This window comes from Delftia sp. PE138 (assembly GCF_018320755.1).
Taxonomy (GTDB): domain Bacteria; phylum Pseudomonadota; class Gammaproteobacteria; order Burkholderiales; family Burkholderiaceae_C; genus Comamonas; species Comamonas tsuruhatensis.
The window spans coordinates 61,787-74,104 of sequence record NZ_JABEPN010000001.1 but is presented as its reverse complement, the minus strand read 5'-3'; the positions used below and the strand labels follow the sequence as shown (position 1 = coordinate 74,104).

Here is a 12,318-nt window from a genome sequence, read left to right as displayed (position 1 = left end):
GTGCGTGCAAACGCTGCCCTTCTACAAGCCGCCCCGGGCGGCTTTTTGCATTTTGACGACCGTGCCTACAACCCTCCAGCCGCTGTCCCTCTGGACACCTCCCGCATCGCCGCTCGGCATCCTCACCGACATCGACGACACCCTGACCACGGAAGGCGTGGTGCCGGCCCATGTCGTTGATGCCATTGCCCAGCTCAAGCAGTCCGGGCTGCGCGTGGTACCGATCACCGGCCGCCCCGTAGGCTGGAGCGAGCCGTTTGCCCAGGCCTGGCCCGTGGATGCCATCGTGGCCGAGAACGGCGCCGTGGCACTGCGGCGCAATGCGCAGGGCGGGCTGGACAAGCTCTACCAGCAGGACGAGGCCACACGCACTGCCAACTACGCGCGCATGCAGCAGGTGCTGGCCGAGATCGAGGCCACCGTGCCCGGCGCGCTGCGCGCCACCGACTCGGCGGGCCGCGAATGCGACATTGCCGTGGACCACAGCGAATTCACGCAGATGCCCCAGCAGGACATTGACCGGTGCGTGGCCATCATGAAGGCGGCGGGCATGAACGCTACCGTCAGCTCCATCCACATCAACGGCTGGTTTGGCGCGCACAACAAGCTCGAAGGCGCGCGATGGATCCTGCGCACCCTGTTCGACATCGACCTCGACGCCACGCTGGACCGCTGGATCTACATCGGCGACTCCACCAACGACCAGCTGATGTTCGAGCACATGCCCCACAGCCTGGGCGTGGCCAACATCGCGCGCTTCGTGCCCCAGCTCAAGCACCTGCCTCGCCATGTCACGCAGGCCGAGCGCGGCGACGGCTTTGCCGAAATGGCGCAGTATTTGCTGTCCCAGCGCCCCTGATCCACAGGGCCGAGGGCCGGTGCTGCCCTTGCAGGCCTTCGCCCTCGACCACCCCTCCCGATCTGCGGGACCCGCGCCCCCTCCGCAGACACCATCACCCTCAGCACAGGCAACCGCCCGGCGCAGGCGGGCTGCGCACCCTCTTTCCCCCATTCGACAGAGCAAATCTAGGACTATTCCTAGATTCAGGCTCCAATAATCAGAATGCGCCCTATTTCATATAACGGCGGCGCACACCTAGAATCCATCACATACCCAAAGAACAGGTTTTTTCGCCTTTTTCTTTGACATATTCTCTCCTGAACCCCGTCCGCGCCATTGGGCACTGGTGTCTTTGAGCAATTCAATTTCAAACATGCCAGAGAAACAAACCTCGCCCATCCCTCGCCAACGCTCCCTCATCCGAACAATTTCTCCATGTCAGCGCCACCACCTATTCCAGCATGATCGCAACCCCTGCAAATCATTGACCATGCTGACAGTTACCAACCATTGGATTGATGAGGTGAACATGGAACACTGATGATTTATTAACCACTCAACCATTCACACACTCTCCTATTCCATCAGCGCATTCATCGCTGCTGGAATTTCATTTATCTCTTCAACTCGAGGGAATACCCATGAAAAAGATCGCATTGCTGACATCGGTTGCCGGCCTGGTCATGATGGCCATGAACACCGCTCAAGCAGCAGACGGCACCATCAACTTCACGGGCGAGGTGGTCACCACCACCTGCAAGGTGGACACCACGGTCGCCGGCGCCGCCAAGGACGGCGTGAAGCTGCCCAACGTGGCGAACAACCAGCTGGCCACCGTGGGTGCCACGGTCGGCCGCCAGGCGTTCTCGCTGGAACTCAGCGGCTGTGAGCTGGCCACCGCCACCTCCACAGCGCCCGTCTCCAAGGTCGCCGTGTTCTTCGAAGCCGGCCCCAACGTGGACCTGGTCACCGGCATGCTCAAGCCCGCAGCGGCCAGCGGTACTGGTGCGCCCGCCGTGGCCTCCGGTGTCCAGATCGCCATCGTGGATCCCAGCAACAACGAGCGCCTGAAGATCGGTTCCGCCCAATCGCGCTTTGTGGACATCGACAACAAGGTCGGTGGCAATGGCCGGGCCATCATGCGTTTCGCCTCCGAATACGTGGCCACAGGCCCCGTGACCGCAGGCCGTACCGACACCTCGGTGACCTACTCGCTGGTCTATCAGTAATCACTGACTTTCAGGCATATCGGCCGCCTTGCGGTGGTCGATATGCCGTGTCTTCTGCTTTCACGACATGGGCCTGGCCCCATTCTTTCGCTCAAAACCCAGAGAGTTCTCCGATGCTGACGATCAAACGTTCATATGGGCTTGCTGCCATCCTGTTGTCCCTTCTTCTTGGAACGGCGGCACAGGCCAGCGTGACATTGACGGGCACGCGCATCATCTTCCCCAGTGGCGAGAAGGAAGCCACCATCCAGCTCACCAACGAAGGCAGCAAACCTGCCCTGGTGCAGACCTGGCTGGACAAGGGCAACAACCAGGAATCGCCTGAGAACATCGACGTTCCCTTCGTCATCACGCCCACCATCATGCGCATCGAGGCGGGCAAGAGCCAGACGTTGCGCATCATCTATTCGGGCGAAGCACTGCCTGCCGACAAGGAATCCCTGTTCTGGCTCAACGTGCTGGACGTCCCGCCCAAGGCGGAAATGGAAGGCGACTCCAACAATCTCCAGTTCGCCTTTCGCACCCGTGTCAAGCTCATATACCGACCCAGCAACCTGCCCGGCAATGCCCAGGAAGCTCCTACCCAGCTTCAATGGTCGGTAGACGTTGACGCCAAAAACCAGCCTGTATTGAAAGCACGCAATCCCAGCGCCTTTGTGGTCAATGTGGCTGGCGTTGAAGTGCAACTCGGCGGCAAATCCTTCGAGGCAGGCGTCGGGCCCGTTCTTCCCGGCCAGGTGGCCACCTTTCCAATCAAGGAACCTGCGGGTGCCAACATGGCTGGCGCGGCAGGTGCCACGGTGATGTTCAGCAGCATCAATGATTGGGGCGCCAGTCTCAACCACGAAGCCAGAATCGGAAATTCCGCCCAATAAACAGGGCAATGCGAGCACAGCCACGCGAATCCCCCGTCCTTTCCGGCCTGATTATCTAATGCCACTGCATTTTCAGCCCGGCCAGCACACCGATACCCAGCGTTAATACCCGGCGAAACGGCATCGGTCTCTTTACCGGGACTGGCACATCGGCCTTGGCCGTTCGCTTTGCATCGGGCGCACAGCATTAGGAGATAAGCAAATGATCAGGCCAGTCTTTCCAGATTCAGAAAAGGGAATCAAAAGCCGGCATACAAGGCAAGGAAAAGGAACAATGCCGGGGCCAGGCCAAGGCCCTGCCGGATATTTCCAACTGAAGCCCGGCCATGCGCTGCTGCTCTCCGTGCTGGTGTGCTGGCAGTCCGAGGCCCAGCAGGGGCAGCAGGTCAAGGAAGTCACGACCTCCACGTCCACCGGCCAGTGGCAGCCCACGCCGGCTGCCGTCGACTTCGACCCCAGCTTTCTGAACACCGGCAAGCAGACCATTGACGTCTCGCGCTACTCGCGCGCCAACGTGGTCACGCCCGGCAACTACAGCCCCGACATCTACATCAACGGCAACTGGGTTGGCCGCCGCGAAGTGCAGTTCAAGGCCCAGTCCGGCTCACAGGACGCGCTGCCCTGCCTGGACAAGGCCCTGCTGGAGAAGGTGGGCATCGACCTCTCACGCCTGCCGCCCGAGGCCGCCTTGAAGCTGGCGGCCGACGGTGGCTGCAACCGTCTGGACCAGATCGTTGCGGGCGCCTTGACCAGTTTCGACTTCGGCAAGCAGCGACTGGACCTGAGCGTGCCCCAGGCCTCGCTACGCCGTTCGGTGCGCGGCTATGTCAGTCCCGACCAATGGAGCGTCGGCGTGCCTGTCGGCCTGCTCGGCTACCAGTTCAACACCTACCACGGGCGCTCCAGCAACGCAGAAAACACCACGCAGAGCTACCTGGGCCTGAACGGCGGCGTCAACATCGACCGCTGGCATTTCCGGCACAACGGCTCCTTCAGCTGGGCGGACACTGGACGGGGCAACTACCAGAACATCTCCACCTACGCACAGCGCGACATTGCCGACTGGTCTTCCCAGCTCATACTGGGCGACACCTACACGGGTGGCGACCTGATGGACTCCACCTCGTTTCGCGGCATACGCTTGAACAGTGATGACCGCATGCTGCCCGACTCCCAGCGCGGCTACGCGCCCGTGGTGCGCGGCGTGGCCAACACCAATGCCCGAGTCACCATCACGCAGAACGGCATCAAGCTCTACGAAACCACGGTGGCGCCCGGCGCCTTCGTCATCAACGACCTCTATCCCACGGGCTACGGTGGTGACCTGCAAGTCAGCATCACCGAGGCCAATGGCGCCGTGCGCAGCTTCTCCGTTCCCTACGCGGCCGTGCCGCTGTCGCTGCGTGAAGGGCAGAACCGATACAGCCTCACTGCGGGCGTGGTGCGCCACCTGCCCAACACCTCGCCCATGTTCTCCCAGGCCACGTGGCAGCACGGCTTCACCAATATGCTGACAGGCTACGGCGGCGTGTCCCTGGCCAAGGGCCATATCTCGCCCATGATTGGCGCAGCGCTCACCACGCCCTGGGGCGCCTTCGGTGCAGACATCACGCACGCCTCCACCAGCATCCCCCACGACGGTTCCTTTTCCGGGCAGAGCCTGCGGGCCAGCTACGCAAAATCCTTTGCCCAGACCGGCACCCACGTGGCCATTGCCGCCTATCGCTACTCCACCAACGGATTCTTCGGCCTCAACGACGCCATGCGCGCACGGGATCAGGCCAATCTGCTACGGCCCTCCACGGACCTGTACCGGCCGCGCAACCGCGCCTCCCTGGTCATGGGACAGCAGTTCGGGCCTGGGGGAGGCAACCTCAGCCTCACGGCGTCCACTGCCAAGTACTGGAACCGACAGGGCTCCAACGTCGACTACGCCATTGGCTACAGCAACTCGTTCCGCAACATCTCCTACAACCTCTCTGCGGCGCGCCAGCGTGATGCCTGGGGACAGTCCAACACGTTCCTGCACGTGGGCCTGTCGATTCCGCTCAGCATGGAGCGCGGCATGATGCTTTCCACCAATACCAACCGCGACTCGCGCGGCCGCGTGCAGGCCCAGGCCAACCTGTCCGGTCTGCTGGGCGACGACAACGCCATCTCCTACGGCCTCAGCGCCAGCCACAACACCGGTGGCATGAATGGCAGCAGCACCAGTGCCAGCGCCAACGCCACCTACCGCGCATCGCAGACCGAACTCAGCGGCAGCGTCAGCGCCAGCAGCGGCTACCAGCAGTTCTCGGTAGGCGCGCGTGGCGCCATCGTGGCCCACCCGGGCGGCGTGACGCTGTCGCAATCGGTGTCTGACACCTTTGCCATCGTGGAGGCCAAGAACGCGGAGGGCGCGCGCATCAACAACGCGCCCGGAGTGAAGGTGGACAGCCGGGGCTATGCCGTCGTGCCCTACCTCACACCGTTCTCGATGAACGAAGTCTCCATTGATCCCAAGGGCCTTTCCACCGACGTTGAGCTCAAGGAAACCAGCCAGCACGTCGCGCCGCTGGCCGGTGCCGTGCCGCTGCTGGTCTTCAAGACGGCCTACGGCCGCTCGGCCGTGATCCGCGCGCGGCAGGCCGGCAACATGCCTGTGCCCTTTGGCGCCAGCGTGCTGGACATGGACGGCAAGGAGTTGGGCGTGATCGGCCAGGCCGGCAAGCTGCTGGCGCGCGGGCTATCAGACCAGGGCGAGCTGCAGGTGCAGTGGAAGACCGACACCGGCATGGTGGGCTGCAACCTCTCCTATACCCTGCCTGAAAGAAAGCGCAGCACCACCCACCAGCCGCCGCAAAGCCTGGAACTGCCCTGCGTGGCCAGCAACAAGCTGCTGCCTGCGGCCACCGACGTGGCATCTGCCAAGCCGGGCAAGACCGCGGCAACCTCAACCGCAACCACCAATGCCAAGACAGCCGTGGCAGGCGCCCCGGCCTCCAACGCTGCGTCGGCTGTGTCTCTGGCCGGCATCACCCAGGAACGCATGGCAGCAACGGCACCGGCCACGGCAGTCGCCAGCGCCCCGGCAGTCACTGCGGCGGCAGTGCTGCCCGCTCGTGCCACACAGCCGAGCGGCAGCCAGCAGGCACTGAAGCTGGAGCGCGACCTGGACGGCCTGCGCATGAGCGTCAAGATCAGCGCCTTGCCCACCACTGCACCAGTCATCGGCAACGCGGGCAGAACTCCCGTAGCGGCAGGGCACGACGCAGGCACCGGCAAGCACAAGCCGCCGCAGCAAACCTTGCGGGCTGACCGTCCGCTGGCCATCCTGCAGCCCAGCCTGAAGATCAGCGCCTTGAAGGCGGCGGACAAGACCTGAACCTGAGGTGAGCCCTCTTCCCAAAAGAGGGTTCGCGCTCGCCCAGGAAACACCACATGGTGCGGCAACCGACAAGCTTTTCGATAGCGCCCATTTACGCGCCAGCGGCACGCAGCAGATTGAAAAATTGAGCGGTTCAATATTGCAATACCGTGCCGGCAGCAATTCTGGCCAACTCTTGGTCGATTTTCAAACAATCACACCAGTACAAATCATCCCTCAGGTGCCAACCTGCCGCGTATCCGCCTCCACCATAAATCTTCCTTTGGGGAATGTGTTCTTTCCGTCTTCCACGCCCGTGGGCACCACAGCCAGCGAACAAGCCTTCAATATTTCGCTGAATCGCGCTGGGGGCAACATCGCAACGGCGTCCCAGGCATCCAACGCAACAGGCGTAGGCATCCAGATCACCAGGCTCGATACTCCACTGAAATTCGGCCAGAACTCCGCAGCCGCGGGCAATACAAACCAGTGGTTTGCAGGCAACGCCGTATTTGGGCAAGGCAAACTGGACATCCCCTTGAAGGCCCGCTATCTGAAGACCGTCGCCCAGGTGATGTCTGGCAAGGCCAATGGTGCGGCCACATTCACGATGAGCTATCAGTAGCACGGTCTGGTACTTCTGAGCTTTTGGGGAAACAACGTTCATGCGTGCATTGGGCAGCCCTTACCTGATGCTCGAAAGGAAACTCCGTGAAAAATGCACTTCGCCTCCTCAAAAGTTCATTTATTCCATTGACTTGGGCCTTGACTACCCCTTCAACATGGGCCTTGTGCAAATTGAACACCAGCGACGGCTTGCCGTACTTTACGGCCGAGCTCTCCGGCATGACAGTTCCCGAATTCGCGCCTGGTGACTACAACATTGGAAGCACCATCTACAAATACAGCGGTCCGTTGAAACTTACCAATAAAATCCCAGAATCCAAGAAACCACAGTTTGAATGTGTTCCTGGAATAGAAGACTACCTCACAGGCATCGGCCCTCATGAAAATGGTCTCTATGCAGCCCCTGGAACCATCAAGAACATCAAGTTAAAATTAAGCGCCTTCACAATTCCGTTCCCTTTTTTGGTCTACTCAACAGTTCCAAAGACAAGTGGCAATTGGAATGAAGCGAGCTTTTATTATGATATCGAATTAATCAAAATGGGTCCCATCACCAGCGGTGGAATCTTATCTGGCTCTTTCGCTCAATCCCGCGCCAATGATGCGGCCGGACAATTGCTGGTCGATTTTCGTTTCGCGGCCCCGGTCGTCATTCGTCCCCGCGTTCCTACCTGCAAGGTCAGGATGAAAGAAATAAGGTTCGACATGGGCGCCGTACTCATGAGGTCGTCCGGTGGCGTGGGAGCCACCAGCGCTAGCAGCGAGGAACAGAGCGTTCAGCTGGACTGCTCGGGTGGCGATACAGGAACCGCAACGCAGGTGTACGTGACGCTGACCGATGTGACCGACCGCAACAACACGTCCTCCAACCTCACGCTGAACAGGACCTCCACGGCACGCGGCATTGCCGCGCAAATCCTCAGCAACGGCAAGCCGGTGCGGTTCGGCTCAGAGGCGGACGGCACCAGCCGATGGTTGGCTGGCGACGTTCCGCAAGGGCAGACGGCGTTCTCGATTCCGCTGCAGGGGCGCTACGTTCAAACGGAAGAACGGGTTGTACCCGGCAGCGCCAATGCTTCCGCAGAGTTCACCATCCACTATCAGTAAGCGCAGGCGCTGGAGCCATCCGGGGGAAGACCCGAGAGGCCGTGAGAGCGGCCCGCCTGGACGGGCTCCACGGGACCCAGCCTACCTGGGCAAACACAAAGGGTTTACCCCCTATCAAAAAAGGTGCAACCCATGTGAAATCACGCCGAATCCGGTTGCACCCCAGTCATCGAAAAACCACTTTCCCTTTCCAATCCATTATGTCCACCACCGTAGGCATCAAAGTCGACGACGCCTTGCGCGAGCGCATCCGCGTCGCAGCCCAGCAGATGGGTCGCACACCGCACTGGCTGATCAAGCAGGCCGTCGTCCAGTACGTCGATGCGCTGGAGCGCGGCGCAACCATCATCCGGCTTGCAGGCGCAGGCGACAGCCCTGGCGATGTCGCGATCGAAGAGGCGCAACCCAATGCCGGCCAAGAGGTGCAACCCTTTCTGGAATTCGCCCAATCCATCCTGCCGCAGACGCCGCTGCGCGCCGCGATCACGGCCGCCTGGCACCGGCCCGAGCCCGAGTGCCTGCCCGTGCTGCTGCCGCTGGCACGCGCCCAGGATGCCCAGCAGGCCGACAGGGTGCGCGAGCTGGCGACCCGGCTGGTACAGGGCCTGCGCGATGCGCCGGCCGGCAGCGGCGTGGCGGCGCTGGTGCAGGAGTTTTCCCTGTCCAGCCAGGAAGGCGTGGCGCTGATGTGCCTGGCCGAGGCGCTGCTGCGCATTCCCGACCGTGCCACGCGCGATGCGCTGATCCGCGACAAGATCAGCAAGGGCGACTGGCGCGCCCATGTGGGCCGCTCGCCCTCGCTGTTCGTGAACGCGGCGGCCTGGGGCCTGGTGCTGACGGGCAAGCTCACATCCACCAGCAGCGAGAAGAACCTGTCTTCGGCGCTGACGCGCGTGATCGGCAAGGGCGGCGAGCCCCTGATCCGCCAGGGCGTGCACCGCGCCATGAAGCTGATGGGCGAGCAGTTCGTGACGGGCCAGGACATCGCCGAGGCGCTGGCCAACAGCCGCGCCTATGAAAAGCAGGGCTTTCGCTACAGCTACGACATGCTGGGCGAGGCGGCCGCCACCGAGGCGGATGCGCAGCGCTACCTGCAGGCCTACGAGCAGGCCATCCACGCGATCGGCGCGGCGTCCAACGGGCGCGGCATCTTCGAGGGGCCGGGCATCTCCATCAAGCTGTCGGCCCTGCACCCGCGCTACAGCCGCGCGCAGTACGAGCGTGTGATGGCCGAGCTGCTGCCGCGCGTGCTGCGGCTGGCCGAGATGGCCAAGCAGTACGACATCGGCATGAACATCGACGCCGAAGAGGCCGACCGGCTGGAGCTGTCGCTGGACCTGCTGGAGTCGCTGTGCGCGGCGCCCTCGCTCAAGGGCTGGAACGGCATAGGCTTCGTGGTGCAGGCCTATCAAAAGCGCTGCCCGCAGGTGCTGGACCACCTGGTGGACCTGGCCCGCCGCAGCCGCCGCCGCCTGATGGTGCGGCTGGTCAAGGGCGCCTATTGGGACAGCGAGATCAAGCGCGCCCAGGAAGGCGGCCAGGCCGGTTACCCCGTCTATACGCGCAAGGTCTATACGGACGTGAGCTACCTGGCCTGCGCGCGCAAGCTGCTGGATGCGCCCGACGCCGTCTACCCCCAGTTCGCCACGCACAACGCGCAGACGCTGGCCAGCATCTACCACATGGCCCAGGCTGTGGGCGGCAGCTACTACAGCGGCCAGTACGAGTTCCAGTGCCTGCACGGCATGGGCGAGCCGCTGTACGCACAGGTGACGGGCCCGGCCTCCGAAGGCAAGCTGGCCCGCCCCTGCCGCATCTATGCGCCCGTGGGCAGCCATGAGACGCTGCTGGCCTATCTGGTGCGCCGCCTGCTGGAAAACGGTGCCAACACCTCGTTCGTGAACCGCATCGGCGACGCCTCCGTGCCGGTCTCCGAGCTGGTGGCCGACCCGGTGGACGAGGTGATGAAGATCGCCCGCGTTGAAGGCCGGCTGGGTGCGCCGCACCCGCGCATTGCACTGCCGGCCGACCTGTTTGCACGGCAGGGCGAGAAAGACGCGCAGGCCCGCGCCAATTCCCAGGGCCTGAATCTGGCGCACGAGCAGCAGCTGGCCTCATTGGCCGCCGCACTGCTGCACAGCACGCGCCAGACCTATCTGGCCGCGCCCGCAGAGGCCGACCTGCCTGCCGACCCGGCGCGTACCGAGGGCTGGCAGGCCATGCGCAATCCGGCCGAGCTGTCCGACATCGTGGGCTGGGTGCGCGAGGCCACCGCTGCGGAGGCCGAGGCCTGCGCCACCCGCGCCGCCCAGGCCGCGCCGATCTGGGCCGGCACGCCTGCCGCCGCCCGCGCCGATGCGCTGGCCCGCGCCGCCGATCTGCTGGAGCAGCGCAGCCAGCCGCTGATGGGCCTGATCATGCGAGAGGCCGGCAAGACCCTGCCCAACGCGGTGGCCGAGATCCGCGAGGCGGTGGACTTCCTGCGCTATTACGGCGCCCAGGTGGCTGCGCATTTCGACAACGCCACGCAGCGCCCGCTGGGCGTGGTGCTGGCCATCAGCCCCTGGAATTTTCCGCTGGCCATCTTCTGCGGACAGGTGGCCGCAGCCCTGGCTGCCGGCAATACCGTGCTGGCCAAGCCCGCCGAGCAGACCCCGCTGACGGCCGCCGCCATGGTGGCCCTGCTGCACGAGGCCGGCGTGCCGCGCGATGCGCTGCAGCTGGTGCCCGGTGCGGGCGAGACCGTGGGCGCCGCCCTGGTGGCGCATCCGCTGGTGGCCGGCGTGATGTTCACGGGCTCCACCGAGGTGTCACGCCTGATTGCGCGCCAGCTGTCGCGCCGCCTGTCGCCCGCAGGCCGCCCCATTGCGCTGGTTGCCGAGACCGGCGGCCAGAACGCCATGGTGGTGGACTCCTCGGCCCTGGCCGAGCAGGTGGTGGCCGATGTGCTGGCCTCGGCCTTCGATTCGGCCGGCCAGCGCTGCTCTGCCCTGCGTCTGCTGTGCCTGCAGGAAGAGGTGGCCGACCGCACGCTGACCATGCTGCGCGATGCGCTGCAGGAGTGGACGCTGGGCAACCCCGACCGCCTGAGCACCGATGTGGGCCCCGTGATCGACGACGCGGCACGCCGCCAGATCGAGGAGCACATAGAGCAGATGACCGCAGCGGGCCAGAAGGTCACCCGCGTGGAGCGCAAGGACGGCGTGCTCAACGGCCACTATGTGGCACCCGCCCTCATCGAGATCGACAGCACGGAGCGCCTGCAGCGCGAGGTCTTCGGCCCCGTGCTGCACGTGATCCGCTTCAGGCGTGAGCAGCTGGACGCGCTGGTCGATGGCATCAACGCCACCGGCTACGGCCTGACCTTCGGCGTGCACAGCCGCATCGACGAGACCATTGCCCACCTCACCCAGCGCGTGCATGCGGGCAACATCTATGTGAACCGCAATGTGATCGGCGCCATGGTGGGCGTGCAGCCCTTTGGCGGCATGGGCCTGTCGGGCACGGGCCCCAAGGCCGGCGGCCCGCTGTATCTGCACCGCTTGGTGCAGGGGCCTGCCAGCGCGGCGCTGTCGGTCTTCGCACGGGCGGAGTCGCCCGTCCAGGCGCCGCTGCAGCTGCTGGGCCTGCTGCGCGAGACGCTGACCAAGGCGCCGCCGGATGCCATGTCCGCCGACGAGCAGGTGCAGGCCCTGGCCGCCTGCGACGCGGCAGCCTCCGCATCGCGCCTGGACGCGGCCATGCCGCTGCCCGGCCCCACGGGCGAATCCAACCGCTACCGCCTGCTGCCGCGCGGCCCCGTCTGGGCACTGCCGCGTACGCCGCTGGGCCTGGTGGCCCAGGTGGCAGCAGCCCTGGCCAGCGGCAACGCCTGCCATGCCGTGCTGCCCGACAACGGAACAGGCGCCGACAGCGGCTGCGCCGCCACCTGGCAGGCGCTGCGCGCCGCTGCGGGCGATGCCGGTGTGCCATGGCTGCACAGCGCCAGCGCCGACTCCCTGGGCGATTCGGCAGCGCCCATGGCGGCCTTGCTGTTCGAGGGCGATGGCGACGCCCTGCTGCAGGTCTGCGCCCAGGTCGCCGCGCGCGACGGTGCCCTGGTGCGCGTGGAAAGCCGCAACAGCGATGAGCTGCATGCGGGCCGCGGCTATGACCTGGCTGCGCTGTTCCACGAGCAATCCATCAGCACCAATACCGCCGCCGCAGGCGGTAATGCACAGCTCATGACCATGGCTTGAACCGCCGGGGCCGGCACAACCGGCCCCTGGCAAGCGCCCCGCACCACCCGAA

At 64.4% G+C, this 12,318-nt stretch carries 7 protein-coding genes; all 7 read left to right on the top strand.

From position 1 onward, the window contains the following. The first annotated feature begins 61 nt into the window (after positions 1-61). The 7 genes from HFGMBDPB_RS00305 to putA all read left to right on the top strand — a co-directional run bounded on the left by HFGMBDPB_RS00305 (position 62) and on the right by putA (position 12,266). A complete protein-coding gene (locus HFGMBDPB_RS00305) occupies positions 62-859 on the top strand; it encodes an HAD-IIB family hydrolase (RefSeq protein ID WP_026062949.1) in 798 nt (265 codons plus the stop codon). A gap of 623 nt (positions 860-1,482) precedes the next feature. Continuing rightward, positions 1,483-2,070 carry a fimbrial protein gene (locus tag HFGMBDPB_RS00300; protein WP_034363243.1) on the top strand — a complete coding sequence of 196 codons (588 nt, stop codon included), beginning with the start codon at positions 1,483-1,485 and terminating at the stop codon, positions 2,068-2,070. Positions 2,071-2,183: 113 nt separating this feature from the next. Continuing rightward, complete coding sequence (locus tag HFGMBDPB_RS00295; protein WP_212644678.1) at positions 2,184-2,945, top strand: fimbrial biogenesis chaperone; 762 nt, start codon at positions 2,184-2,186, stop codon at positions 2,943-2,945. 274 nt (positions 2,946-3,219) lie between these two features. Further along, complete coding sequence (locus tag HFGMBDPB_RS00290; protein WP_212644677.1) at positions 3,220-6,312, top strand: fimbria/pilus outer membrane usher protein; 3,093 nt, start codon at positions 3,220-3,222, stop codon at positions 6,310-6,312. A gap of 7 nt (positions 6,313-6,319) precedes the next feature. Then, entirely contained in the window at positions 6,320-6,919 is a 600-nt protein-coding gene (locus HFGMBDPB_RS29600) for a fimbrial protein (protein WP_223275367.1), read from the top strand. Positions 6,920-7,005: 86 nt separating this feature from the next. After that, entirely contained in the window at positions 7,006-8,028 is a 1,023-nt protein-coding gene (locus tag HFGMBDPB_RS00280; protein WP_212644676.1) for a fimbrial protein, read from the top strand. Between the two features lie 200 nt (positions 8,029-8,228). Continuing rightward, positions 8,229-12,266, top strand: coding sequence for a trifunctional transcriptional regulator/proline dehydrogenase/L-glutamate gamma-semialdehyde dehydrogenase (gene putA / locus HFGMBDPB_RS00275; protein ID WP_212644675.1), 4,038 nt, complete (start codon positions 8,229-8,231; stop codon positions 12,264-12,266). Positions 12,267-12,318 lie beyond the last annotated feature (52 nt).